Annotated in this window: 24 protein-coding genes and 1 riboswitch; of the genes, 7 read left to right on the top strand and 17 right to left on the bottom strand. The window is 71.5% G+C overall.

All coding sequences use genetic code 11. The features are described 5' to 3' along the window. Positions 1 to 31 precede the first annotated feature (31 nt). The gene (locus tag ABD355_RS14220; protein WP_344400613.1) at positions 32 to 1,468 is read right to left on the bottom strand and encodes a S8/S53 family peptidase; all 1,437 of its coding nucleotides are present in this window, start codon (positions 1,466 to 1,468) and stop codon (positions 32 to 34) included. Positions 1,469 to 1,617: 149 nt separating this feature from the next. Here ABD355_RS14220 and ABD355_RS14215 point away from each other — a divergent pair, with 149 nt between their 5' ends. Together ABD355_RS14215 and ABD355_RS14210 are read left to right on the top strand one after the other, a co-directional pair. After that, on the top strand, positions 1,618 to 4,182 hold the full coding sequence (locus ABD355_RS14215; RefSeq protein ID WP_344401212.1) for a CHAT domain-containing protein: 2,565 nt from the start codon (positions 1,618 to 1,620) through the stop codon (positions 4,180 to 4,182). A gap of 140 nt (positions 4,183 to 4,322) precedes the next feature. Beyond that, entirely contained in the window at positions 4,323 to 4,811 is a 489-nt protein-coding gene (locus ABD355_RS14210) for a hypothetical protein (RefSeq protein WP_344400612.1), read from the top strand. A 73-nt stretch (positions 4,812 to 4,884) separates the two neighbouring features. On the opposite strand, the gene ABD355_RS14205 is transcribed toward ABD355_RS14210, so the two are convergent. Then, positions 4,885 to 6,798, bottom strand: coding sequence for a LuxR family transcriptional regulator AbsR2 (locus ABD355_RS14205; protein WP_344400611.1), 1,914 nt, complete (start codon positions 6,796 to 6,798; stop codon positions 4,885 to 4,887). A gap of 95 nt (positions 6,799 to 6,893) precedes the next feature. Here ABD355_RS14205 and absR1 point away from each other — a divergent pair, with 95 nt between their 5' ends. Together absR1 and ABD355_RS14195 are read left to right on the top strand one after the other, a co-directional pair. Next, entirely contained in the window at positions 6,894 to 7,979 is a 1,086-nt protein-coding gene (gene absR1 / locus ABD355_RS14200; protein ID WP_344400610.1) for a beta-glucuronidase AbsR1, read from the top strand. A 178-nt stretch (positions 7,980 to 8,157) separates the two neighbouring features. Next, on the top strand, positions 8,158 to 8,541 hold the full coding sequence (locus ABD355_RS14195; protein ID WP_344400609.1) for a hypothetical protein: 384 nt from the start codon (positions 8,158 to 8,160) through the stop codon (positions 8,539 to 8,541). A 12-nt stretch (positions 8,542 to 8,553) separates the two neighbouring features. Here the strand turns inward: ABD355_RS14195 and ABD355_RS14190 are convergent, their stop codons facing one another. Beyond that, positions 8,554 to 9,162: a TetR/AcrR family transcriptional regulator gene (locus tag ABD355_RS14190; RefSeq protein WP_344400608.1), complete on the bottom strand. Its 609-nt coding sequence runs from the start codon at positions 9,160 to 9,162 to the stop codon at positions 8,554 to 8,556. A gap of 153 nt (positions 9,163 to 9,315) precedes the next feature. Between ABD355_RS14190 and ABD355_RS14185 the strand changes: the two genes are divergently transcribed. The 3 genes from ABD355_RS14185 (at position 9,316) to ABD355_RS14175 (ending at position 12,432) form a co-directional block, all read left to right on the top strand. Further along, entirely contained in the window at positions 9,316 to 10,254 is a 939-nt protein-coding gene (locus ABD355_RS14185) for an NAD(P)-dependent oxidoreductase (protein ID WP_486388676.1), read from the top strand. A 110-nt stretch (positions 10,255 to 10,364) separates the two neighbouring features. Then, complete coding sequence (locus ABD355_RS14180) at positions 10,365 to 11,882, top strand: APC family permease (protein ID WP_344400606.1); 1,518 nt, start codon at positions 10,365 to 10,367, stop codon at positions 11,880 to 11,882. 43 nt (positions 11,883 to 11,925) lie between these two features. Next, complete coding sequence (locus tag ABD355_RS14175) at positions 11,926 to 12,432, top strand: P-loop nucleotide/nucleoside kinase family protein (RefSeq protein WP_344400605.1); 507 nt, start codon at positions 11,926 to 11,928, stop codon at positions 12,430 to 12,432. On the opposite strand, the gene ABD355_RS14170 is transcribed toward ABD355_RS14175, so the two are convergent. From ABD355_RS14170 to ABD355_RS14105, 14 genes are all read right to left on the bottom strand, one after another. After that, the gene (locus tag ABD355_RS14170; protein WP_344400604.1) at positions 12,422 to 12,637 is read right to left on the bottom strand and encodes a hypothetical protein; all 216 of its coding nucleotides are present in this window, start codon (positions 12,635 to 12,637) and stop codon (positions 12,422 to 12,424) included. The two genes, ABD355_RS14175 and ABD355_RS14170, sit on opposite strands and share 11 nt — an antisense overlap. An 8-nt stretch (positions 12,638 to 12,645) precedes the next feature. Then, positions 12,646 to 13,698 carry an MFS transporter gene (locus ABD355_RS14165; RefSeq protein WP_344400603.1) on the bottom strand — a complete coding sequence of 351 codons (1,053 nt, stop codon included), beginning with the start codon at positions 13,696 to 13,698 and terminating at the stop codon, positions 12,646 to 12,648. A gap of 75 nt (positions 13,699 to 13,773) precedes the next feature. Next, positions 13,774 to 14,739 carry a cytochrome c oxidase assembly protein gene (locus ABD355_RS14160; protein ID WP_344400602.1) on the bottom strand — a complete coding sequence of 322 codons (966 nt, stop codon included), beginning with the start codon at positions 14,737 to 14,739 and terminating at the stop codon, positions 13,774 to 13,776. A 249-nt stretch (positions 14,740 to 14,988) separates the two neighbouring features. Continuing rightward, complete coding sequence (locus ABD355_RS14155; RefSeq protein ID WP_344400601.1) at positions 14,989 to 16,113, bottom strand: MsnO8 family LLM class oxidoreductase; 1,125 nt, start codon at positions 16,111 to 16,113, stop codon at positions 14,989 to 14,991. 11 nt (positions 16,114 to 16,124) lie between these two features. Beyond that, positions 16,125 to 17,195, bottom strand: a complete 1,071-nt coding sequence (locus tag ABD355_RS14150; protein ID WP_344400600.1) for an LLM class flavin-dependent oxidoreductase — start codon at positions 17,193 to 17,195, stop codon at positions 16,125 to 16,127. Next, positions 17,192 to 18,565, bottom strand: a complete 1,374-nt coding sequence (locus ABD355_RS14145; protein WP_344400599.1) for an NtaA/DmoA family FMN-dependent monooxygenase — start codon at positions 18,563 to 18,565, stop codon at positions 17,192 to 17,194. The genes ABD355_RS14150 and ABD355_RS14145 overlap by 4 nt, the downstream gene beginning before the upstream one ends. A gap of 20 nt (positions 18,566 to 18,585) precedes the next feature. Then, the gene (locus ABD355_RS14140) at positions 18,586 to 19,833 is read right to left on the bottom strand and encodes an LLM class flavin-dependent oxidoreductase (RefSeq protein ID WP_344400598.1); all 1,248 of its coding nucleotides are present in this window, start codon (positions 19,831 to 19,833) and stop codon (positions 18,586 to 18,588) included. 75 nt (positions 19,834 to 19,908) lie between these two features. Then, positions 19,909 to 20,019, bottom strand: a complete 111-nt coding sequence (locus ABD355_RS14135) for a putative leader peptide (RefSeq protein ID WP_344400597.1) — start codon at positions 20,017 to 20,019, stop codon at positions 19,909 to 19,911. A gap of 59 nt (positions 20,020 to 20,078) precedes the next feature. After that, on the bottom strand, positions 20,079 to 20,804 hold the full coding sequence (locus ABD355_RS14130; RefSeq protein WP_344400596.1) for a GNAT family N-acetyltransferase: 726 nt from the start codon (positions 20,802 to 20,804) through the stop codon (positions 20,079 to 20,081). Between the two features lie 67 nt (positions 20,805 to 20,871). Further along, on the bottom strand, positions 20,872 to 21,891 hold the full coding sequence (locus ABD355_RS14125; protein ID WP_344400595.1) for a transporter substrate-binding domain-containing protein: 1,020 nt from the start codon (positions 21,889 to 21,891) through the stop codon (positions 20,872 to 20,874). Between the two features lie 78 nt (positions 21,892 to 21,969). Then, positions 21,970 to 22,767, bottom strand: coding sequence for an amino acid ABC transporter ATP-binding protein (locus tag ABD355_RS14120; protein WP_344400594.1), 798 nt, complete (start codon positions 22,765 to 22,767; stop codon positions 21,970 to 21,972). Further along, the gene (locus ABD355_RS14115; RefSeq protein WP_344400593.1) at positions 22,764 to 23,744 is read right to left on the bottom strand and encodes an amino acid ABC transporter permease; all 981 of its coding nucleotides are present in this window, start codon (positions 23,742 to 23,744) and stop codon (positions 22,764 to 22,766) included. The genes ABD355_RS14120 and ABD355_RS14115 overlap by 4 nt, the downstream gene beginning before the upstream one ends. A gap of 350 nt (positions 23,745 to 24,094) precedes the next feature. Continuing rightward, positions 24,095 to 24,204: riboswitch (SAM riboswitch) on the bottom strand. Positions 24,205 to 24,270: 66 nt separating this feature from the next. Further along, a complete protein-coding gene (locus ABD355_RS14110) occupies positions 24,271 to 25,167 on the bottom strand; it encodes a glutathione S-transferase C-terminal domain-containing protein (protein ID WP_344400592.1) in 897 nt (298 codons plus the stop codon). Positions 25,168 to 25,224: 57 nt separating this feature from the next. Next, complete coding sequence (locus ABD355_RS14105) at positions 25,225 to 25,335, bottom strand: putative leader peptide (RefSeq protein WP_344400591.1); 111 nt, start codon at positions 25,333 to 25,335, stop codon at positions 25,225 to 25,227. Between the last annotated feature and the right edge of the window lie 104 nt (positions 25,336 to 25,439).

Genomic DNA, 25,439 nt, shown 5'->3' with positions numbered 1-25,439 from the left:
TCGTACGCCGTGGAGGGGACCGTTCCGGACCTCATGCCGGAGGTGCCAGCTGCGTGACGGGCGTGGGGCGCCACGTCGGCGGACGCAGCGCCGGCACATGCGCCCCGCGCACCTCCGCGTACGCCCCGGTCTCCGCGAGGAGCTTCTTGCGGGCGGCACGCGCATCACCCAGCTTGTTGGCGGTCATGTAGGCGACGACCATGCCCGCGGCGACCGGGGTGGCGAACGAGGTGCCGCTCCAGTGGGCGTAGCCCTCGAACATCACCTGGTCCGCCTTGCCGGCGGTGGGGGTCCCCGCCGTGCTCAGCACACCGGAGTGCCGCGGGTACTGGCAGGTGCACGCGTAGGTGAAGTGGTACCGGCATTCGTCGTAGGTGGAGTGCTGGTAGAGGTACGGCGCGGGTGCGTCGAAGCCGGTCAGTGTGCTGGTCAGCCGCTCTCCGGGGGCGTAGGCCTGCACCCAGGAGCCGTAGTTGGAGAAGCAGGCGCCGAACTCGCCGTCGCTGCGCAGCGCTCCGACCGAGAGCACGGCGTCCTCGTAGCCGGGCAGATCGGCGTAGGCGGCGGGCCAGAACTTCGAGGCGCTGGAGTTGTTGCCGGCGGCCGCGACCAGCAGGGTGCGCTGCCTGCGCAGCTCGTCCATGAAGCTCTGCACGCCGAGCAGGCCGTCGTCGCGGCCGTTGGCGGTGCCCGCGGAGAGGCTGATGACATCCGGCCAGCCGTGCTCGTCGACGGCGTCGAAGAGCCGCTGCCCGAACTGGTCCTCCAGGATGGCGCCGGCGTCGTTGAGGGTGTTGCGCACGGTGATGTCCGTGTTGGGTGCGACGGCCGCGAGGAGGCCCGCGATGAACGTGCCGTGGCCGACGTACTGGAGCAGGTTGCCCTGGGTGTCCGTCTCGGTGCCGTGCACGTCGCCCTGGACGTGGGCGAGCAGCGGCACCATGCCGTAGTCGTGGGTGAGCCCGTTGTCGATGACGAGGACGCCGACGGCGGTGTCCGCGTCGTAACCGGCCTCGGCCGCGGCCGGGTTGGTGCCCTGGGTGAGCGGGGCGGGCACGGGCTCGTCGCCGGGACAGGAGTTGACCGCGATCGACACCACATGGTTGCGGCTGACGAGGCGGCGCTCGGCGCGTGCCTCGTGCTCGCGCATGGCCCGCAGGGCGTGCGCGACCGCCCGGTCGCCGCGCCGGTCGCCGTGGCCGGGGTCGCCGACCTGGATACGGGTGATGCCCGAGCGGTTGGTCTCCGGGCCGGCCCGCCGCACATGGTCGGCGGTCAGTCCGGTCGCCTCGGTGAAGTGGCCGCGCACGGTGTCCTCGACGAGCCGCGCCTCCTCTCCGTCGCGGGCCAGGACCACGCCCTTCTCGTAGATGAACTCCGCCGCGTCGTCGGGCCCCATCGCCAGGGAGACATCCGGCATCGAACGCTGGATCTGGTCGAACTGTTCGTGGAATCGCTGAGGTGCCATGGCGTGTCCTCCCCCTTGAGGCGACTGTCGTCAGACAGAGTCGCGGAGCCGTCGCTTGATACAGCGCCAAACCGGTGTGGGGCGCAACCACGGCCACTACCATCCTTTGAGTGACAGCGGGAAGCGACTCGGTTCTCGAACTGCTGCCGATGGTGTTCGCCGACCCGGGCGAGGCCCGGGCGCGGGCGCAGGGCGTGCTGGACTCCGATCCCACGCCCTGGCGCGCTTCCGTCGCACACCAGGTGATCGGCATCTGGCAGCGGGACTGGGGCGACATGCGGATCGCGCTGCACCATCTGCGCCGGGCTCGCGACCTGGCCGCGCGCGCCCAGGCACCCGACCGGGAGGCCGACATCCTGGCCACCCTCGGCGTGGCGCTGGTGCACTCCGGCCGCACCCGGCAGGGCCTTGAGGCGCTGGAGCGGGGTGTCGCGGTCAGCACCGGGCACACCCGCGCGCGGGTCCTGTTCCGGCGGGCCTACGCCTCCTGGGTGCTCGGCCGGCACCGGGAGGCGCTGGAGGACGTACGCCGGGCGATTCCGGTGCTGCGGCAGGCGGACGACGTCATCTGGACGGCGCGGGCGCTGACCCTGCGGGCCACGGTGCACTTGGCGCTCGGCGCGGTGGACCGGGCGGAGGCGGACTTCACCGCCGCGCACGCGCAGTGGGACACCACAGGCCAGGAGCACGACAAGGCGGACGTGGTGGAGAGCCGGGGCCTTGCCGCGTTCCGGTCGGGCGACATCCCCCTCGCGCTGCGGCTGCTGGACGAGGCCGAGGAGCGCTACGCCAAGCTCGGCACGCCGTCGTTCATGCTCTACATCCGGCGCTGCGAGGTGCTGATGGCCGCAGGGCTCGCCCCGGAGGCGCTCGCCGAGGCGGACACGGCCACGGGGGCGCTCGACGGCATCGGCGGGCAGTCCACCCGCAAGGCGGAGCTGCTGCTGGTCGCGGCCCGCGCGGCGCGTCTGGCGGGCGATCCGCACACCGCGATCGCGCGCGCGGCGCTGGCCGTGCGGCTGTTCGCAGGGCAGCGGCGCAGCTGGTGGGAGGCGCACGCCCGGCTGGTGCTGATCGAGGCGCGGGTGGCCGCGGGGCGCCGCTCGGGACGCCTGGTCGCGGATGCGGCGGCGGTCGCCGAACGGCTCGCCTCGTTCGGAGCGCCGGCCGCCCCGGAGGCCTCACTGCTGGCGGGCCGGATCGCGCTGTCGCTGGGCTGGACGGCGGATGCCGAGCGGCATCTGGCCGTCGCCGCCCGCAGCCGGCACAGCGGGCCGCCGCTGGCGCGGATGACCGGCTGGGCCGCGCAGGCGCTGCGCGCACGGGCCGCGGGGTCCGGCCGGGGTGTCCTGGAGGCGTGCCGGCGCGGCCTCGACGTGCTCGACGACCACCGGATGACGCTGGGCGCCTCCGAGCTGCGGGCCCGCGCCACCGAACAGGGCGCGGAGCTGGCCGCGTTGGCCCAGCAGGCCGGCCTCGACTCGGGCAGCCCGCGTCGGCTGCTGACGTGGAGCGAACGCTGGCGGGCCACCGTCCTGTCCACGCCGCCCACCCGGCCGCCCGCCGATCCGGCCCTGCTCGGCAATCTGACCGCGTTCCGGGAGATCGCGGCCCGCGCGGAGGAGGCCCGCAGCGACGGCCGCCCGATCCCCACCCTGGAGCGTGAACAGCGGCGTCTGGAGCGGGAGATCCGCTCCCGGACCCTGCACATGCGCGGGGACGCGCCCGGCGACGGGGACCGCTTCGAGCCCGGCAGGCTGCTCGAACGGCTGGGCGAGGTGCGGCTGGTGGAGCTCGCCGTGCTCGACGGGCGGGTCCAGGTGCTGCTGTGCGGGCAGGGGCGGGTGCGGCGGTTCGAGGCGGGGCTGCTGGCCGATGCCGAGACCGAGGCCGAGCATGTGCAGGCGGGGCTGCGCAGGCTGGCGCACCCGGGCGCGGAGGCGCGGCTTCCGGTGGTCGAGGCCATGGGCCGCCGGCTGGAGGAGCTGCTGCTCGGCCCGGCCGCCGCGCAGTTGGGCTGCGGGCCGGTGGTGGTCGTACCGCCCGGCCGGCTGCACCGTGTGCCGTGGGCGCTGCTGCCGTCGCTGCGGGAGCGGGTGCTGAGCGTGTCGCCCTCGGCGAGCAGCTGGCTGCGTGCCCACGAGACCGAGCCGCCGCCCGGCGGCCGCCACGTCCTGGTGCGCGGGCCGGGGCTCGCCACCGGCGGCGCTGAGGTGCCCGAACTCGCCGACCGCTACGGCAGACCGACCCTCCTGGAACACGAGGAGGCGCGTGTGCCGCGTGTCCTGGAGGAACTCGACGGAGCCGCGCTGGCCCACATCGCCGCGCACGGCACCTTCCGCGCCGACAGCCCCCTGTTCTCCGCGCTGCGGATGGCCGACGGCCCGCTCATCGTCCACGACTTCGAACGCCTGGACCGCAGCCCGTACCGGATCATCCTGTCCAGCTGTGACACCGCCCGCCTCGCCTCGGTCGGCGCGGACGAACTCCTCGGCCTGGTCACCGCCCTGCTGCCGCTCGGCACGGCGGGAGTGCTGGCGAGCAGCGCACCCGTCAACGACCACGCCGTGGTGCCACTGATGCTCGCCCTGCACAAGGGCCTGAGCGCGGGCCTGTCCCTGGCCGAGGCCCTGCGCGACGCGCGCGCCTCGCTGCCGGGGGATGCGCTGCACCAGGCGACGGGGTGGGCGTTCACGGCGTTCGGGGCGGCCTGAACTCGCAAGGCCGGGGGTCCGAGTCCTGTACACGCCCCCCAAGACGACAGTCACAGAATGATCACTCTCGTCACACATTCTTCACATGCCTCCTTGTAGGGCACTACGGTCACTCCACCCGAAACACCCAGGGGGACGAGATGACCAACCCGTACACGGCACCGATACCTCCGCCGCCCCGCCCGCCGGACATCCGTCCGCTGCACAAGCGCAAGCGAGTGTGGCTCGGCGGCGCGGGCCTCCTCCTCGCGGGCGCGCTCATCGCCTCCCCCGCGAACAGCGACAAGCAGCCCGTCGAGGCGAAGGTCAAGCCCGCGACGACCGTCATTGCGACGGTGACGGCCACCCCCGAGCCTGGCCCGACGGTCACCGAGACCGTCAAGGCCAAGGCCAAGCCCGGCCCCACGGTCACCGTCACCAGAACCGCCGCGGCCCAAGCAGCCGACAGCGGCAGCAACAGCAGCCAGGACAGCGTCGGCACCTGCTCGATCAAGTCCAACTCGGGCAACTGCTACTCGGCGGGGCAGTTCTGCCGCAACGGCGACCACGGGGCCACGACGACCACCGCGGACGGCACGCCGATCAGGTGCGCGTACAGCGCGAGCCGGTGGCGCTGGACCTACGCCTGACGGGAGACGCCGGGCGGCGGCCTGACCCCTCCCCCGAATACTGGGGGTCAGACCGCCGGTTCTTGGGCGCGGCTCAGGCCGGCTGCGCGTCCGGCAGCTCCACGAGCCACGGCAGGGCACCCCGGTCGCTCGCGCCGAGCCGGGCGTAGGCGCTGTAGAGGTGGTTGCCCACGGTGCGGATGGACAGTGTCAGCTGTTCCGCGATCTGCCGGTTGCTCAGGCCCGCGGCCGCCAGGGTGACGACCTGCCGCTGGCGGGCGGTCAGTTCGCCCAGGACCAGACCGGACAGGGCGGGTGTACGGGCGCCCTGGCAGCGGCGGGCCAGAGCGACGGCACGGGTGCGTGAGGTGCGCGCGGCGCGCGGGTCGCGGTGCGCGCGTACCGCCTGCGCGTGCGCCTCGGCCGCGAACAGCAGGAACCCGCGCTCCTCCAGCGCCTCCGCGGCCCGGTCCAGCGCCGGCCCGTCCCCACGCGCCAGCGCCTCGGCATGCTTGGCGAACACGCCGTCGGCCGGGAGGCGTTCGGCGACCTTCTCGGCGGCTCCGAGGCGTACGGCGTCGTAGAGGGCGTACACGCTGTCGGAGCCGGCAGCGATACGGTCGCTGCCGTCGCCGTACCTCTGCACCATGCCGTCGGTGGCGTCGCCGATCGCCGCGAGCGCCCCGTCCACGTCCCCGCGGGCCGCGATCATCCAGGCGGACGGCTCGTCCAGGTCAGGGCAGCCGGCCACGGCGTCCCGGGCGGTCGTCGCGTCCCCCGACTGGGCGGCGGCCAGAGCGAGTTCGGTGCGGCAGGACGCGTCCCCCGACGCGTCCCGCAGCCCCTCCCGCGCCCAGGCCGCCGCCTCCCGCAGCTCCCCCCGAAGCCGCGAGAACCTTGCCCGTACGGCCGCGTACCCGGCGGGCACCGGTGCGCCCTCCTGCGCGAGCCACTCCCCCACGGGCGTCGGCAGCGGCCGTACGTCCGCCTGCTCGATCCGGCGGGTCAGCGCGGCCGACTCGGTGGCGAGGGCCGCGGCGCACTGGGCCGGTGTGCGGGCCAGCCGCCTCGCCCGGAGCCTGCCGGCCGCGGCGCGCAGCACCGGGCCGTGCAGGGGGTGGGCGAGGCGGACGGTGCTCTGGTCGCCCTGGTCGCCCTGATCATCAATGCAGATCAGGCCGTCGGCCTCCAGCTTCTCCAGGATCCGCAGGTCGAGTTCGTCCATGTGCAGGGGCAGGGGCTCTGCGAAGGCGAGGCGTTCCAGGGTGTCCCGCTCGTCGGGGCCGGGGCGTTCGAGGAGCTCGGCGGTGCGCCTGCGGACGGTCGCCGTCACCGGCACCGGGCCCCGCCACGCCCATTCTTCCGTGTCCGGCAGGAGGCGGGTGAGCAGGCCGTGCTCGCGCACCGCGTCCACCAGTTCGCGCAGCAGCCTCAGATCTCCCTGGCACAGGTGGTGGAGGCGGTTGAGGGTGAGCGGCTCCAGGCTGCCGCCGATGCCCGCCGCGAGGAGCTGTTCGGTGTCCTCGCGGGGCAGCGGCTCCAGGGCGAGGCGCGGCAGCAGTTCGCCGGTCCACAGCCGGGAGATCGCCCCGGGGCACGAGCCGTCGTCGGCGGCGACGACGATCAGGCGGGTGCGGCCGTGCACGGCCAGCTGGTGCACGAGGGCGGCCGAGGCGTCGTCGAGCAGGTGCGCGTCGTCGACCACCAGCAGCCGTACCCCGGAAAGGAGTTGGACCGCCCGGTGCAGGGAGACCGACTCGGGCAGCAGATGGGCGAACGCGGCGAAGGGGAGGTGCCGGGTCTCGGGTGTCCCGGCCGCTCGGGTGCGGTCGCTGCCCCGTACGGCCTCGGTGACCAGCCGGGTCTTGCCGCTGCCGGCCGGGCCGGTCACCACGATGCCGTGCCGGCCTGCGGTCAGGGAGCGGCGGATCAGCTCGAGCTCGTCCTCACGTTCGGTGAACTGCCAGGGCAGTTCAAGGGCCTTCGCCTCGCGTTCGAAAGTCGTCACGGGAGTATGAGCGCGAGTACTCAACCCTGATACAGGGTGACTTGAGTAGCCCTCGACTCAGGCGCCCATGACACCGCCCACGGCAACCTGTGCGCATGACCGGACGCTACTGCTCCCTCGTGCAGCAGTCGGCCCCCGCTTTCACACCGGGGCTGACCGCCGAGCGGCTCAGTGCGCTCATCGGCGGACGGTCGATGTGGGTCAACGGCACCGTGCTGCACTACTGGTTCTTCGACGGCGACACCGACGGGTCGGTCATTCCGGTACCGGGAACCGGGCAGTCCCGGCGGGTGTCGTGGGTCGGCGCCAAGGAGCAGCGGGACGTGGTGCGCGAGTGCTTCCAGGAGTGGCAGGGCCTCGGCATCGGCGTGTCCTTCGTCGAGGTCGGCGACCGCTCGGAGGCCGAGCTGCGCATCGGGTTCCAGCTCGGTGACGGCTCCTGGTCGATGGTGGGCAAGGACTGTCTGCAGGCCGGGCAGAACGAACGGACCATGAACTTCGGCTGGGACCTGACCGCGCCCGGGGAGCGCGGGACGGCCCTGCACGAGATCGGGCACGCGCTCGGCATGCTGCACGAGCACCAGAGCCCGTTCGCCGGCATCCACTGGGACGACGAGGCCGTCTACGCCGATCTGGCGGGCCCGCCGAACTTCTGGAGCCGGGACAGGACGTACTTCAACATCCTGCGCAAGCTCGACCCGGACGAGGTCAACGGCCCCGTATGGGACCCGCAGTCGATCATGGAGTATCCGTTCCCGGACGGGCTGATCCTGGAGCCGGAGCAGTTCCGCGGCGGCCTGCACCCGCCTGGCACGCTCTCGCCGGCCGACAAGGAGTTCGTGCTGCGCTGGTACCCGCCGGCTGATGTGCCGCGGCCGCCCGCGCTGGTGCCCTTCCGCTCGGCGCCGCTGGGCCTCGGCCCCGGCGAACAGGCCGACTTCACCGTCGATCCGCCGGAGACCCGCGAGTACACCATCGGCACCTTCGGCGCGAGCGACTGCGTCCTCGTGGTCTTCGAGGAGCGGGACGGGGAGCCCCGCTATCTCGCCGGCCGGGACGACGGCGGAGCACCGCACAACGCCACCATCAAGGCCCGGCTCGTCAAGGGCCGTCGCTACTTCGTCCGAGTACGTCTGTACTCCGCGTGGGGTCCGGGGGAAACAGCGGTCATGTGCTGGTGACAGCACGGATCCGCACCCACGCGGTCAGCCGGCCCACAGTCCGGCGCCGGGGGAGCGGTCGGGGAACGGTACCTTCGGGGGAGGGAACCGTTCCCCGACCCATGTCCGGGGTCGCCACCTGAGCGGCCGTTCCGGTCTCGCCACGTCGGATGTCAGTGGCGGCCGATAACGTCGAGCCATGAGTCGATCACACATCACGGGATACGTCATCGGCGAGAGTCTGCGGCCCGGAGCGGTCTTCCAGCCCCCTGGACTACGTCTGCGCAACGTCACCCGGCTCGACGTCTCGGCAAGCGCGGGCCCCGCGCAGCCCGGGCTGTGGACGCTCGTCGAGTGGGAGACCGACAGCGACGACGTGAGCGGACTGGCGCAGGCGCTCGCCGAAGCGCTGGAGCCGGAGAACGGCTGGTACGCGGACTTCACCGTGGGGGACGAGCGCGTGGTCGTCTTCGCCGGAAAGGTGTTCAGGTACCGGCGCGGCGATGCGGCGGGACGCGCCGAAGCGATCGCGTACGGGCGGTCGGTGGGGACCCCTGAGCATCAGCTCGACTGGGAGGAGTGAGCCGGGCAGGGGTCAGGCGCCGTCCTTGACCACCGCCGCGTCGAGGAGGGGGCCCAGTTCCCGGGCCACGCTCGTCAGGGCGCGAACGTTCTGCTCGGCGCGGGCGATGAGGATCGCCCCCTCCAGGGCTCCGATCATGAGCGTGGCGAGCGCCCCGGCCCGGTCTTCGGGTACGCCCATGTCCGTCAGGGCCCGGGCGACCGAGGCGGTCCAGGTGCCGAACGCGGCGGCCGCGGCCTCCCGGGTCGACGCGGTGGACTCGGCGCAGTCCACCGTGGCGGCCGCCACCGGGCAGCCGCCCGCGAATCCGGCGGTCTCGTACTCCTCGGTCCACTGGCGCACCATCTCGCCGAACAGTCCGCTGGGCGTCGGCGTGGGCAGCGCGGCGAGGAAGCGGTCGATGCGGTTGCCGGCGTATCTCCCGGCCCAGCCCACCGCCTCGTTGACCAACTGCTCCTTGCCTCCGGGGAAGTAGTGCTGGAGGGAACCACGCGGCGCCTGCGCATATGCGGCGACCTCCCGCATCCCCGTGGAGGCGACCCCGTCGCGCCGGATGAGCTGGGCCGCACCGAAGACCATCCGCTCCCGCGGTCCACGCCGCGGCGTCTGTGCCGCCGTCATCCCCGGTCTCCTCCCGCCGCTCGAAGCATCGACGACTCCCTGCACTCTATGACCGTCGTCATAGCGCGGGCTACTATGACCGCTGTCATAGTCCGGGGCAGAGGCAGTCGGTCTCCGCGCCAGCCGGATGGGTATCGGCCAGGACGGTGGTACATCGTGTACGTGGGTTTCGTCGGCCTCGGGGTCATGGGGCAGCCCATGGCGCTCAACCTCGCCCGCGCCGGAACACCTCTGGTCGTCTTCAACCGCACCCCGACCCGGTGCGAGCCCCTGCGTGCGGCCGGAGCCGCGATCGCGGCCGGCCCCGCCGAGGTCTTCGAGCGGGCGGAGACCGTGATCCTGATGCTGGCCGACGAGAGCGCCGTCGACGCGGTCCTGGGGCGCGGCACCCCGGATTTCGCCGCGCGGGTCGCCGGGCACACCGTCGTCCACATGGGCACGACCTCGGCGGAGTACTCGGCCGACCTGCGGCAGGCGGTCCACGGCGCGGGCGGGCGTTATGTGGAGGCCCCGGTCTCCGGGTCCCGAGTCCCGGCCGAGCAGGGGCAGTTGGTGGCGATGCTGGCGGGGGACGACGACGCCGTGGCGGCCGTACGGCCCCTGCTGGCACCCATGTGCCGGGAGACGTTCGGCTGCGGCCCCGTGCCGGGCGCGCTGCTGATGAAGTTCTCGGTCAACCTGTTCCTGATCACCCTGGTCACCGGACTGGCCGAGGCGTTCCACTTCGCCGACCGGCAAGGACTCGACCCGCGACTGCTGCGGGACGTCCTGGACGCAGGCCCGATGGCCAGCGCCGTCTCCCGGATGAAGGCGCCCAAACTGCTGGACCGTGACTTCTCCGTCCAGGCGGCGGCCGCGGACGTCCTCAAGAACAACCGGCTGATCGCGGAGGCCGCCCGCAAGGCGGATCTGGCCTCCCCACTGCTCGACGTCTGCCACGCCCTGTTCGGCGAAACGGTCGCGCAGGGCCATGGAGGCGAGGACATGGTGGCCGTACTGCGGGCACTGGAGGCCCGCTCCGACGGCGCCGCCGTAGCCACCCGCCCCGCGCCTGCTGCGCCAGATGTTTCGGCTGGGTTTCGGGTGCCGTGAGGCGCCCCAGGCGATGGTCAAGACTTGTACAGGAACGCTTGTGCGGTTGTGCGTCGGCGCCGATCATTGGCCGAATCGCACCCGTACCCCGCGCGCACGCAGGAGTTCCCGTGACCGTTGGCCAGATCGCGTCCGAGCCGGCAACGGCCCAGACGGAGCGGCAGAAGCTGCGCAAGCACTTCGGCCGCTTCGACATCCTCTTCTTCCTCCTGTGCACCATCGTCGGCGTGGACACCATCGGCACGGTGGCCTCGAAGGGTGCCGAGGCGTTCACCTGGCTGATCGTGCTGGCTCTCGTGTTCTTCGTGCCCTCCGCGCTGCTGACCGCGGAGCTCGGGGCCGCGTTCCCCGACGAGGGCGGTCCCTACATCTGGACCAGCCGGGCCTTCGGCCGCCTCGCGGGCGCCGTCAACAACTTCCTCTACTGGATCACCAACCCGGTGTGGCTGGGCGGCACGCTCTCCGTCTCCGCCGTCACGGCCTTCACCACCTTCTTCAACGACGGCAAGGACCTGAGCACCCCGGCCTTCTACGTCTTCACCCTCGCATTCGTCTGGGTGGGCGTCCTCGCCGCGATCCTCTCCTTCGACGTCGGCAAGTGGATCCCCACCCTCGGCGCCTGGAGCCGTTTCGTCCTCCTCGGCCTGTTCACCGTCACCGTCGTGATCTACGGGATCAAGCACGGCCTGCACGGCTTCGGGGCCGGTGACTTCTCGCCGACGTACGCGGGCTTCGTCGCTCTGGTGCCGGTCCTGATGTTCAACTACGTCGGCTTCGAACTGCCCAACACCGCAGGCGACGAGATGACCGACGCCCAGAAGGACGTGCCGTTCGCCATCTTCCGCAGCGCCGCCCTCTCCGTTGCGCTGTACGCACTTCCGATCCTCGGCATCCTGCTGGTCCTGCCGGTCAAGGCCGTCACCGGCCTCGGCGGGTTCCTCGACGCGATCCGGCAGGTCTTCACGGTCTACGGCGGGCACGTCGCCTCCGACGGCACGGCCACCCTCAGCGGTGCCGGCAGCCTGCTCGGGGACCTCGCCGCGATCATGTTCATCCTGACCGTGCTGTCCTCCGGCGTCACCTGGATCATGGGCTCCGACCGCGCCCTCGCCGTCTCCGGCTACGACGGCGCCGCGCCCCGCTTCCTCGGCGTCATCTCCAGCCGCTTCGGCACCCCGGTGCGGGTCAACATCCTCAGCGGCCTGGTCTCCACCGTCGTCCTGGTGCTGGCCCACCAACTGACCCACGGCAGCGCGGCCAAGCTCTTCGGCGCGGTCCTCGGTCTCGCCGTCTCCACCACGCTCGTCAGCTACCTGGGCATCTTCCCGGCGCTCGCGGTACTGCGCCGCAAGGCCCCGGACGTCCCCCGCCCGTACAAGGCGCCCATCCCCGGCGTCATCAGCGTCGTACTCAGCGCGCTGATCCTGTTCGCCAGCGTGCAGCTGGTCGCTCCCGGGCTCGGCGACCACTGGTTCGGATCCGCGTACGCACCGACCGGCTGGAGTCATGCAGAGCGCTGGAAGTACCTGCTGACGGAGGCCGTCCCGCTCGTCGGGTTCATGCTCCTGGGCGTGCTGTTCTGGGCCCTGGGCAAGCCGACCCGTGCGTCGCTCGCCGACGGGAAATGACCACCAGCGTCACGACGTTCCGGCCCGGGCGGGCGATGAGCGCATGCTCGTTGTGATCGGCGGCCTGCCCGCCACCGGGAAGACCACCCTCGCCCGGCTCCTGGCCGCGCAGACCGGCGCGGTGCATGTGCGGGTGGACACCATCGAGCAGGCACTGGTCCGGTCCGGCCTGGCCCGGCACCCCGTGGGGCCTGCCGGTTACGTCGTCGGGTACGCGCTGGCCGAGGAACATCTGCGGCAGGGCCTGTCCGTGATCGCGGAGTCGGTGAACCCGCTGGCGGTCACCCGGGACGCATGGCGGGACGCGGCGGTGCGGGCCGGTGTCCGCTGGGCCGAGGTGGAGGTGGTCTGCTCGGATCCGGCGGAGCACCGGCGGCGCGTGACATCACGGTCGGTGGACGTCCCCGGTCTGCCCCTGCCGGACTGGGCAGAGGTGACCGGCACGGAGTACGAGCCGTGGGACCGCGAACGCATCGTCGTGGACACCGCGGGGGCAACCGCCGAGGAGTCGCTGGCCGCGCTCGTGAGGGCGATCACCGTCAACTCGTGACGACGGGCTCCGATGTCGGCTCGGGCTGCGGGACATCGCGCATGCGTCGGAGCGGGGAGAAGAACACGAACCAGCCGGCCGCCCATGAACCGATGAAGGCCAGCCAGAGTGCGGGCCGCACCCCGATCAGGGTGCCCAGTGCCCCGCCGAGGACGCCGCCGAGCGGCAGCGTGCCCCACACCACCCAGCGGACGGCCGCATTCATCCGGCCCATCAGCTCGGCGGTGTCACCGACTGCCGGTAGCTGATCTGGGCGATGTTGTAGACCATCCCGGAGAAGTACGCGAGGCCCCAGCCCAGCGGGAACAGCAGCACTCCCCAGCCCTGCCAGGCCGCTGCCGCAACCACCTGCGGCGCGCTGAAGACCAGCATCGACACCCAGATGATGCGCGCCGAGCCCACCTTCCTGGCGAGCCGGCCGGCCAACGCTCCTCCGACGATCCCGCCGATGGCCGCGCCCGCCATGATCAGCCCGGTGAGCGCGGGTCGCACGTGCAGCACCCGGATCAGGAACACCATCGCCAGCGCCGAACTCATGCCGCCGAACAGGTTCGCGGTGGCCGTGCACGCCACGACCCTGCGCAGAATGGCGTGCCCGAACACGAACCTCAGGCCCTCGGCGATCCGGTGCCGCAGCGTCTCGTCCGCCGGTCGCGGAGGCGGCGGCTCCTCCCGGGTCCTGATCCCGAGGACCGACAGGACCGAGACCGCGTAGGAGACGGCGTCGGCCGTCATCGCCCCCGCGGCGCCGAACACCCCGACCAGCCCGCCGCCCAGACTCGGCCCCCCGAGCTCGGCGAACGCCTGGGTGGTCCCGAGCTTGCCGTTGGCGCTCATCAGATGTTCGGGGCGGACGAGCGACGGCACATGGCTCTGGTACGAGACATCGAAGAACACCGAGCACACACCGGCCGCCACCGCGACCGCGTACAGCTGCGCCATCGTCAGGACACCGAACGCCGCCGCCACCGGAACCGAACCGATGATCACCAGACGGAGAAGGTTGCAGACGACCATGATGGAGCGCTTGGCGGCGCCGTCCACCATCGCACCCGCCGGGAGCGCGATCACCGCGAAGGCCAGTGTGGTGGCGGCGGTCAGCAGTCCGACCTGGAACGTGCTCGCCCGGAGCGCGACGACCGCGAGCAGCGGCAGAGCGACCTCGGTGACCGCCGATCCCATCTCACTGACCGTCTGGCCGCCCCACAACAGCAGGAAGTCCCGCTGCCGCCACAGGCCCTGCACATCCGCCGCTGCTTCCGTCACAGCACTGACCCCCCGCTTCCAGATCCACGCCCCGCACTTTGCCATGGGACGTGGCGGCGCGGATCTGCCCCTGGGTCACTGATGCCGGATGCGGCGGGCGATCTCGCTGTTCTCCGTCTCCCACCACGGGCGTACCAGGTCGGGCGACTCGGTCTGCCCCTCCGTCGGCGCCGCCGGGATCAGCTCCGTCGCCAGGCGGCGGTCCAGTGCGGCGGTCGTCGCGCGTTCGGTGCGGGCCCACTGGACCAGGATGGCGAGCAGGAAGGGCAGGGCCACCAGCTCGGCGATGCCGACCATCGCACCGCCGCCGACCTGCTGGTCATGCTGGACGTCCCGGGACCAGGGCGGAGCGTGGTGCAGATACCAGGCGCCGGCGATCAGCGTGCCGTGCGTCATGACCACGATGCCGGGGACGGCGTCGACGATGCCGTCGAGGAAGACCAGCGCGGCCCGCACCGGGTGGGTGCACCAGGCGGGGAGCGTCTCCTCGCGGGTGAGCACCGGCACCACGAACAGGCAGCCGGCGAGCAGCAGGTGCAGATACATCAGCTGGTGCAGCCAGCCGTGGCGCAGGGCGGTCTCGAAGTACGGGGTGAAGTACACGGTCAGTTCGGTCGCCAGCACCAGGGCCGTGCTGACCAGCGGGAAGGTGAGCAGGCGCACCAGTCGTCCGGTCATCGCCCGTTGGGCACGGCCGGCGGCCCGTTCGGGAAGGGCTCTGACGGCCAGCCGCAGCGGGTCGCCCAGCGCCAGGCCGAGCGGTGCGACGAGGTCGAGCAGGATGTTCTGCACCGCGGCCGGCCAGAACAGCACGCGGTCGTAGACGGCGAGGGCCGACATGGTCGCCACGACGAGCGTGCCGAGGCCGAGCACGGCGAAGGCGGCACTGCGGGACACGGGCCAGCGTTCACCCCGGCGCCGCAGCCGCAGGACGCCCCAGCCGTACAGGGCACCCAGCAGCAGGACGAGCAGCAGCGCGGGCAGGTCCGGTTGCCATGAGGACAGCAGCCGCCCCATGGTGAGTTCCGGCGGACTTACCATCGCGCGCTCCCTCCACGGCATCTCGGGCCACCCGACCGGACCCGGCCTGGCACTTTACGCCGCACTCGACCGGCGGGACCGCGCCGGGCCCGGCGACGGGCACCCGTCATACCGAGCTCATGTAAAACCCTTACCGAGGCATGCGAGCGATGGCATGCCCATGACGCATCGACCGCCGTACGACCGGGCACAGGCGGCGGACCGGCACACCCGTATGGTGTTCGCCCGGCCGGTTCGGGCTGCTGGGTCTCACCGCCGCTTCCACTCCTCGGCCAGCAGCTCGTACGACCGCACCCGGTCCGCGTGGTCGTGGGTGATCGTCGTGATGAGCAACTCGTCGGCGTCCGTGGCCTGTTGGAGTTGTTCCAGCTGGTCGGCCACCTGGGCCGGGGAGCCGACGAACCGGGTGTCGAGGCGGTCCTGGACGAGGGCGCGGTCCTCGTCGGTCCAGGGGTGGGCGCGTGCCTCCTCGGGCGTCGGGAACTCGATCGCGCCCTCGGCGGTGCGGATGCTGCGCACCCACGGGCCGTAGCCGGTGGCGAGTTCGCGGGCCGTCTCCTCGTCCTCGGCGACCACGACGTCCGCGGACACGCTGACGTACGGCTTGTCGAGGACGTCGGACGGCTGGAAGAAGGACCGGTAGCCGTCCACCGCTTCCAGGACGGTGGCCGGGCTGACGTGGTAGTTGGCGGCGAACCGCAGGCCGCGCGCGCCCGCGACCTCGGCGCTCTGGCCGCCGCTGCTGCCGAGGATCCACAGCTCGACCTCGGCGCCCTCACCCGGCACGGCGTGCGCCTCGACGCCCTCCGGGGAGCGGTAAGTGCCGGCCAGCAGGGCCAGGATGTCGTCGATCTGCTCGGCGTAGTCCTGCGATTCGGCGTTCGGCAGCAGGAGCAGTCTGCGTTGCAGGGCGATCCGGGGTGAGCCGAGGAGGCGTTCGAAGGAGAAGCGGGGCGGGATGAGCAGACCGTTCGGGGCGCGTCCGTCGACGACCGGGGTGGTCGTCGGCCCGGTCGCCTTCTCCCCCGGCGGGCGACCGCCCGAGCGGCCGAGGCCGAGGTCGAAACGGCCGGGGTGCAGGGCGTCGATCAGGCCGAACTCCTCCACCGTGGACAGGGCGGTGCGATGGCCGAGTTGTACGGCTCCCGAGCCGAGGCGGATGGTGGAGGTGGCGGAGGCCGTCAGGGCCAGCACGACCGCGGGGGACGTGCCTGCGACACCCGGGTTGAGATGGTGTTCGGCGAACCAGTACCGGGCGTAGCCGAGGCGTTCGGCCTGCTGGGCCAGGTCGATGGAGTTGCGCAGGGCGTCGGCGGCCGTCGAACCGGAGGAGATCGGCACCAGGTCGAGGACGCCGAGAGGGATGTCAGACATGGGCCGGCTCCTCACTGGTCGGTTCCCGGCAGCACCGGGCCCCAGTCGAAGGGCGGGTCCGGGATGGCCACCCGCAGGGTCGGGGCCACCGCCGAGTGGAACAGCTCCAGCGAGTCGCGGTGCTGGGTGTCGGTGAGTCCGCTCGCGTCCGCGTGCAGGTGCACGACGGTGTGCCCGAACTGCTCGTGGTAGCGGTGCACCTTGTCGATGACCTGCTGCGGGCTGCCGATCAGGGCGGAGCTGCGCTCGACGAAGTCCTCCAGGGTCTCGAAGACGACCGGCAGCCCGGCCTTCTTGAAGAACGCCAGGTTGGACTCGAAGATCGGTCGGTACGCGGCCAGGGCCTCCTGGGAGGTCGGGGCCACATAGACACCCGCTGTGCCCGCACCGACGGCGATCCGCGCGCGGTCGTGGCCGTAGTGTTCCCAGCGCTCGCGGTAGTAGCGGATCAACTCGGCGTACGGCTCGATGGGGTTGGTGACGTTGGCCGAGAACAGCGGGTCGCCGTAGCGGGCGGCGAGGTCGACGGACTCCTTGCTGGTCGCGCTGCCGTGCCAGACCCGGACCGGCTGCTGGTACGGGCGCGGCCAGACCTCCGCCTCCGTCAGCTCGGGGCGGAAGCGGGTCGCCGCGGTGACCTTGTCCTGGCGCCAGATCTGCCGGAACACCTCGTAGCTCTCGGCGTTGCGGTCCCACTGGTCCTCGGGCGTGACCTGGAACAGGTCACGTTGGGCGGCGCCGTTTCCCTTGCCGATGATCAGGTCGAGGCGGCCGTTCGAGAGGTGGTCGAGGGTGGCGTAGTCCTCGTAGGCGCGGACCGGGTCCAGGAGGCTGAGGGTCGTCACGGCGGTGAACAGGCGGATGCGCTTGGTCAGCGCGGCGATGTGGCTCAGCACGACCGGCGGCGAGGAGGAGATGAACGGCCGCTCGTGCCGCTCCCCCACGCCGAAGCCGTCGAAGCCCAGTTCCTCGGCGAGCAGGGCGTTGTCGAGCACCTCACGGAACCGGTCGTGGGTGGACTTCTGCACCCCGGTCACCGGGTCCGGGCGGTGGACGATCAGGGTGATCGCGAGGAACTTCACGAGGCCGCCCGCTCGTCGGACGCCTCGTCGGGGTGCGCGAGGCCCAGGTGATGGCGGAGGGTCGGGCCCTCGTACTCCGTGCGGAACACGCCCTGTTCCTGGAGCAGCGGCACGACCTTGTCTGCGAAGACGTCCAGGCCGCTGGGGGTGATGTGCGGGACGAGGATGAAGCCGTCACTGGCGTCGGCCTGCACGTAGTCGTTGATGGTCTTCGCGACGGTGGCCGGGGAGCCGATGAAGTTCTGGCGGTTGCCGGTCTCGATGACGAGGTCACGGATGGACCAGTTGTTGGCGGCGGCCAGCTCGCGCCACTCGCGGGCGGTGGCCAGCGGGTCGCGGTACATGCGCACCTGGGCGCGGCCCTTGGAGATGTGGTTGTCGCTGACGTCCGGATCGATGTCCGGCAGCGGGCCCTCCGGGTCGTAGGAGGACAGGTCCCGGTTCCAGACGAACTCCAGGTGCTTGATGGCGGTGGCCCCGCTGACCTGCTGGCGGCGCACCTGCTTGGCCAGCTCCTCCGCCTCCGCATCGGTGTCGCCGAGGATGAAGCTCGCGGCGGGCAGGATGAGCAACTGGTCGGGGCGGCGGCCGTACTTGGCGAGGCGGTTCTTGACGTCCTGGTAGAAAGCCTGGCCCGCCTCCAGGGTGGCGTACCGGCTGAAGATCGCGTCGGCGGAGGAGGCGGCGAACTCGCGGCCCTCGTCGGAGTCGCCGGCCTGGAAGATGACCGGGCGGCCCTGCGGGGAGCGCGGCACGTTGAACTGGCCGTGGATGTCGAAGTGCCGGCCGGAGTGGACGAAGGAGCCGGCCTTCGCGTCCTTCAGGAAGACGCCGGTGGCCTGGTCGGCGATGATCTCGTCGCCGTGCCAGGAGTCGAAGAGTTCGTGCGCGGTGGTCAGGAACTCCTTGGCGCGGGAGTAGCGCTCGTCCTGCGGGAGGAAGCCGCCGCGGCGGAAGTTCTCGCCGGTGAAGGCGTCCCAGGAGGTGACCACGTTCCAGGCGGAGCGGCCGCCGGAGAGGTGGTCGAGGCTGGCAAACTGGCGGGCCACCTCGTAGGGCTCGTTGAAGGTGGAGTTGATGGTGCCGGTCAGGCCCAGGTGTTCGGTGACGGCGGCGAGCGCGGCCAGGACCGTGAAGGTGTCGGGGCGGCCGACGACGTCCAGGTCGTAGATCTTCCCGCCCTGTTCGCGGAGCCTGAGGCCCTCGGCGAGGAAGAGGAAGTCGAACTTGGCGCGTTCGGCGGTCTGTGCGAAGTGGACGAAGGAGCTGAACTCGATGTGGCTGCCGGCCCTCGGGTCGCTCCACACCGTGGTGTTGTTGACGCCCGGGAAGTGTGCGGCCAGGTGGATCTGCTTCAGCGGCTTGCTCATGTCGGTGCGGTCCTTCCGGCTCAGGCGATGGGGGTCCCCCCGGGCTCGAGCGAAGCCGAGAGCCTGGGGGAGTAGCGGTTGGCGGGGCGCGCGAGGCCCAGCAGGCCGCGCAGGGTGTCGGCCTCGTAGGCGGTACGGAAGGCGCCGCGGCGCTGGAGTTCGGGAACCAGGCCCCGGCTGATGGCGGGCAGGTCGTGTCCGGCAACGGCAGGCCTCAGCCGGAACCCGGTCAGCCCCGCCTCGGCGAACTCCTGAAGCAGGTCGGCGAGTTGGGCGGGCGTACCGGCGAAGATGCGTGCGTCGCTGGTGTACGGCTCTGCCGCGAGGGCGTCGAGACGGGCGCGGCGGTCCTCGGCGGCGGCCTGGTCGTCGTCGAGGAAGACCACCAGGTCGCCGAAGACGTGCAGGAGTTCACCGGCGCGCCCGGCGGCCTCCTGTTCGGCGCGGATCTCGGTGACGATGGCACGCGCCTGGTCGCTGTCGTGCGGGGTGACGTAGCCGACGTCGGTCTGGCGGGCGATCAGCCGGTACGGGACGGTCTGGTGTCCGAGGGAGGTGACGAGCGGCTGGCCCTGCGGCGGGCGCGGGGTGATGGAGGGGCCCTTCACGCTGAAGTGCCTGCCCTCGAAGTCGATGTAGTGCAGCTTGTCGCGGTCGATGAAGCGGCCGGTGGCGACGTCCCGGATCTCCGCGTCGTCCTCCCAGCTGTCCCAGAGCCGGCGCACGACCTCGACGTAGTCGGCGGCCTCGTCGAACAGCTCGGTGAGCCGCTCCTGTCCGGCCGGGCTCCGGAGTTCCGCCAGGTTGATCGGCGGGAAGGTGCGGCGGCCGAAGTGGTCGGCCTCGTGCGGGCGGGCGGTGATCTGCACCCGCAGGCCCGCGCGGCCGGTGCTGACGTAGTCGAGGGTGGCGATCGCCTTGGAGATGTGGAACGGCTCGGTGTGGGTGGCGATCACGGTCGGCACCAGGCCGATGTGCCGGCTGAGGGGGGCGATGCGGGATGCGATCAGTACGGCGTCGAGGCGGCCGCGGACCTCGTCGGTGCGGCCGTCCGGCTCGCCGTACTGCGAGGACTGCAGGCCGAGGCCGTCCTCCAGGGTGACGAAGTCGAGCAGTCCGCGCTCGGCCTCGGCGATCTGGTCGGCCCAGTATCCGGCGGTGAACAGGTCCCGGGGGCGGGCCACTTGTTCGCGCCAGGAGGCGGGGTGCCAGCCGGTGCCCTCGAGGGCCACGGCAAGGTGCAGACGGGAAACGGGAGTTGAGGACACGAGGGTGCCTTCCTGGAGGTCCGTACGAGATCGCCGGCCCGCGGGATCGGGGCACACGGCGGCTTTGAAAACGGGTCAGGAGCAACAGAGGGCGCCGGCCACGCGCTGGAGGTCGATATGCGGCCGGGAGTGCAGGCGGACGCTGTGAAGCGGGTTGTGGACACGGACGCGGAGTACACGTGTCACGTCCCACACCTCCGCCCGAACGCGCGAACAGTCAGCCTTCGACAAGGACAACGCCACGGTTATGCCGTTTCTTCCAGGGCGACGGCCCCGGTCGGCCGTACGAGCGAGAAAACCGTGCGGCGGCGCAGGGTGAAGCCGAGCGACTCGTAGAGCCGGATGGCGTCGGCGTTGGTGGCCCTGGCGTGCAGGAAGGGGCGTTCGCCGCGCTCCTTGATGCCGGCTGCGACCGCGCGGACCAGGCGGGTGGCCAGGCCCCGGCCGCGGTAGGCGGGGTCGGTGCACACGGCGCTGATCTCGGTCCAGCCCGGCGGGTGGAGGCGCTCGCCGGCCAGGGCGATCAGCCGGCCGCTGTGGCGGATGCCGAGGTAGGTGCCCATCTCGACGGTGCGGGGCAGATAGGGGCCCGGTTGGGTGCGGGCGACCAGGTCGAGGATCTCGGGTACGTCGTCGGGGCCGAGCCGTACGGCTTCGGGGTCGGGCTCGGCGCGCAGACGGGTGTCCACGAGCTGGACACCGTGTCCGGTACGCAGGACCTCCCACCCGGCCGGCGCCTCCGTCACTCCGCGCACCGAGGCGGTGCCGCCGGGGCCGACGAGGGTGGCCAGGTCGGCCCAGGCCCGTGGGTCGCCGGTGTCGGTGACGGCGTAGAAGGGGGCCACGTCCTGCCGGTAGCGGGCGGCACGGCCGACGCGTTCGGCGAAGGACGCGTGCGGGCCGGTGAGGGCTGCCCAGGCGGGGTTGTCCAGAAGGTGCGAGGAGGTGGCTTCGATGCTGGTGGCGGACATCGTGGGGCGGTCTCCGAGGGCCTGGGGACCCCACCGCGGGGCGGCGGCGGGGTCCCTGTCGGGCGGGTCAGGAGTTGTCGAGGGGCAGGCCGGGCGGGTTGACCTCGGACTTGGCGACGGCCTCGTTGGAGAGGTTCCAGGCGGCCAGCCACTTGGCGTACTGACCGTTCTCGATCAGGTAGTTGATGGCGTCGGCGAGCGGCTTGGCGAGGCCGCTGTCCTTCTTTGCGGTGGCGGCGATCAGGCCCTGCAGCGAGGCGCCGGCGCCCGAGTAGGTGCCCGCGTTGCGCGTCGGGTCGGGCGTGTTCGCGGACTGGGTGATGTGGTACGCGATGCCGGGGTTGGGGCCGAAGAAGGAGTCGATCTTGCCGCTGTTCAGGGCCAGGTAGGTGCCGTTGCGGTCCGGGTAGTACTTGACGGTGAGCTTCTTGCCCTCGCTCTCCAGCTTCTTCTTCCACTCCAGGAGGAGCTTCTCCTGGTTCGTGCCGGCGCCGACGGAGACGGTCTTGCCGGCGAGGTTCTCGTAGTTGCCGTCGAAGTTCCACTTGCTGGACTTGAGCACCTCGAAGCCGAGGTTGTCCTTGCGGTAGGAGGCGAACTCGTACTTCTTCTTGCGCTCCTCGGTGTCGGTGACGTTCGAGAAGGCCACGTTCACCTTGCCGCTGTCGATGCCGACGAAGAGGTTCTCCCAGGTGAAGTTCTTCAGCTCGGGCTTCAGGCCGAGGACCGCGGCGACGAGGCGGCCGAAGTCGGGCTCGGCGCCGGTGAGGGTCTTCTGGTCGCTGCCGACGTAGGCCAGCGGCGCGAAACCGGCGGGCAGGGCGCCGATGCCGATCTCCAGCTTGCCGCTGCTCTTGACGGACTTGGGCAGTTCCGCACTGATCGACTTCACCTCGGAGACCTTGAGGCTGGTCTGCTTGGCGGCGCCGTTGGAGAGCTGTCCGACGGCCACGGTCCCGTCCGCGGCGGTCGTGGTGGCCGCGTCGCTGTTCCCACCGCAGGCGGCGAGCCCGGTGGCGAGGGAGGCGACCGCGGTCGCCGCGGTGATGCCGCGGATCAGGCTGCGTCGGGTGAAGTGGACAGACATGGCCGTTCCTTGTCGCTGAGAGGGTGAGGAGGTGTGGCGTGGGGGGAAGTCGTGCGGCGCGCCAGTGCGTCAGGGGGGTCAGAGGACCTTGCTGAGGAAGTCCCTGGTTCGCTCGTGCTGCGGCTTGTCGAGGACCTCGGAGGGCGGGCCCTGTTCGACGATCCGTCCGCCGTCGATGAAGACGACCCGGTCGGCGATCTCGCGGGCGAAGCCGATCTCATGGGTGACGATGACGAGCGTGGTGCCGCTGGTCGCCAGGTCCTTGATGACGGCGAGGACCTCGCCGACGAGTTCGGGGTCGAGGGCGGAGGTGGGCTCGTCGAAGAGGATGACGCCGGGGCGCAGGGCGAGGGCGCGGGCGATGGCGACGCGTTGCTGCTGGCCGCCGGAGAGCTGGCGCGGGTAGGCGCCGGTCTTGTCGGCGAGGCCCACCCGGCCGAGCAGCTCGCGGGCGAGGTCCTGCGCTTCGGGCTTGTTGAGCCTGCCGGTGGCGACCGGGGCGGCGGCCACGTTGTCCAGGACCGTCAGGTGCGGGAAGAGGTTGAAGTTCTGGAAGACGAAACCGATGCGGCCGCGCTGGGTGAGGATGGCCCGCTCACTGAGCTCCTTCAGGCGCTCGCCGTGCCGCTTCACCCCGATCAGTTCGCCGTTGATGCTGACGTGGCCGATCTCGGGCTTCTCCAGGTGGTTGACGACCCGCAGCAGGGTGGACTTGCCGGAGCCGGACGGGCCGAGGATCACGGTCACCTCGCCCGGTCGCACCGTCAGGTCGATGCCGTTCAGGACGCGGTGGGCGCCGTACCACTTGTGCACGTCGTGCACCTCTACGGTGGCGGCCTCGACGCCGGCCAGCGCCTCGAGGGTCTTCGCGCTCATACGGCGGCCTCCCTGCGGATACGGGCTCGCAGGTCGGTCAGACCGGTGCGGAGCTTCTGCAACGGCGTCGGCGGCAGGGAGCGGGTGGCGCCCCGGGCGTAGTACCGCTCGACGTAGAACTGGATGACGGAGACGACGCTGGTCAGGATCAGGTACCAGACGGTGGCGACCAGCAGCAGCGGCACGATGTCGCCGGGGTAGGTGGAGCCCATGGACTGCGCGGTGCCGAACAGGTCGAGCAGCGAGACGTAGAAGACCAGCGAGGTGCTCTTGATCAGGCCGATGAGCTGGTTGACGTAGTTCGGGGTGATCGAGCGCAGCGCCTGCGGGAAGACGATCTTCGTGAACTGGTAGCTCTTCGGCAGGCCCAGGGCCGCAGCCGCCTCGTGCTGGCCCTGGTCGACGGAGAGGATGCCGCCGCGGACGACCTCGGCCGCGTAGGCCGCCTCGTTGAGGCTGAGGCCGATGACGGCGACGACCATGTCGGTGGCGAGCTTGGACTCGTCGAAGGAGAGGAAGGCCGGTCCGAAGGGGACGCCGACGCTCAACGTCTTGTACAGGGCGCTGAAGTTGTAGAGGAAGAGCAGCACCACGATGAGCGGGATGGAGCGCAGCGCCCAGATGTAGGTCCAGCTGACGGCCCGCAGCACCGGACTCTTCGAGAGCCGGGCCAGAGCGAGGACGATACCGCCGGCCAGGCCCAACACCGCGCTGTAGGCGGCGACTTCGAGGGTGATGAGCAGACCGTCGAGTATGTTGGGCCGCAGGAACCAGTAGCCGAAGCGGTCCCACTGGTAGAACGGGTTGGTCGTCAGGCCGTGCACGAACTGGGCCGCGAGGATCAGGACGACGGCGGTGGCGATCCAGCGTCCCGGCCTGCGCAGCGGCAGAACCCGCTGTGCGGCGAGGGGCTTTGACTGTTCGTCGGCGGGCGGCGCATCGGCGAGGGCGACGGTGGCGCCAGGGGGTTCACTCATGGTGGGCTCCGGCGGAGTCGGACACCCCACAGGCCGCGGCAGCCGTGCGCGGGAGCGGCTCGCTCAGCGCACGGGTGTACAGGGGCACCGGGGGCGGGGAGGACAACGGCACACCGCGCGGGCGGTGTTCGTCAGGGGGTGCGAGGGCTGTGGGGAGGTGTCAGCCCCGACAGCGGGCACAGCCCGGTGCGGTACACAGTGCGCTGTTCACACGGAGCAGATCGACGGCACGGTCGGCGGCGAACAGGTTCAGCAGGTTCGCGTACGGCTGTACGCAGCCCTGAGGGCGGCGTGCGGCCGTCCTGGGAGCTGCGTACATGGCGTCACCATCACTGTTCCGGCCCTTGTGGGCCTCGCGCTTACCGAAACGTCATCCGGTCCGGTCGTCACCTGGGGCACCCCACCGCGGAGCGAGGGTTGCCGGTCAGCCAGCCAGGGCTTGTCGCTGACACTCATGACCGTTCTGGTTCGTAGTTAAAACAATTGCCCGAAGGAATGTCAACGCCGGTCCACTGTGTGGAACGACTCAATCCCTGTTGACCTGCGCCACTGTCCCGTTTCCGTCGGATGCATGGGCCGCCCAGTCCAGGATCTGGACGGCGGCTCCGGCGGCCTCCAGACCCTGGCAACGCGCGTGGTGGCGCCGGGCGATGCCGTCCAGGTCGAGATGGGCGCCGAAGGCCGGATGGGCGGCCAGCCGGCGGGCGTAGGCCCACAGGGTGGGATGACCGGCGATCCGCTGGACCGCACCGGCGTCCAGGTGGTTGCGGTGCACGGTGTCGAGTTGGACCAGCGCGACCCACAACTCGACGTCCGCGGCCGTGATTTCGTCGCGGATCATATACGTCCGCCCGACCAGCCACCGCTCCAGCGCACCGAGCGTTTCGAGCAGCGTCTCGAGCGCCGCCGCGCGCTCGGATTCCTCACCGCCGGCCGATCCGGCGCGCTGCGCGGCGTCCTCGATGCCCTGCGCGCACATCCGCTCGACGGCCTCGATCTCCGACTCCGCGCCGCACGGGTAGGGCGAGGGGCGGTCGCCGCCGAAGCGGCGGGCGAGGTCGCGCATGATGTCCGGGACGTGTGTGCTGACGATCCGTCCGGACCAGTCGTCGCTGAGCACGGGCGCGACGGCCGGTCCGGTGTAGTGGTGCGCGCTCGCCTCGTACAGCGGGCGCAGGGCGCAGTGGCCGCCTTCGGGGGTGTCGGGCACGGCGGGCAGGAAGGTCGCCGGACAGACGGTGTCCAGGCCGAGCAGGCTGTGGATGACGGCGATGCGCAGGCCGTCGGGACACGCGGTCGACAGATGGAGGCGGTAGCGGCCCGGTACGGCGTAGTGGCCGCTGCGGGCGTCGCTGCCGATCCGGCCGCGGAAGGCGGGGGCGGGCTGGGCGGAGGTGTGGGCGGCCAGCGGTGTGACGGACATGGGTCTCCCCGGGAGAGGGCGCGGACGTACGCGCGGCGGAAGCGACGTCGGGCGAACTCAGCCCTGGGGGCTGATCGCACTGCAGACACGCTGCAGATCGATGTGACGGCGGGAGGTGAGGAGAGGCCGACGGATCACTCGGACGGTGACCGGCTCAAGGCGCCCCATGCGTTTCCCTACCTATTCACTAGGATTCTCCTCTGGAGTGTCGGTCCGCCTCGGAGCCACGTCAAGAGGGCCGTCCCGCAATGCGGACAGCGCAGTGGACACGC

The sequence above is a fragment of the Streptomyces longisporus genome (assembly GCF_039532765.1).
Classification (GTDB): Bacteria; Actinomycetota; Actinomycetes; order Streptomycetales; family Streptomycetaceae; genus Streptomyces; species Streptomyces longisporus.
The sequence above is the reverse complement of the archived record's forward strand: the minus strand, read 5'-3'. Positions and strand labels throughout refer to the sequence as shown.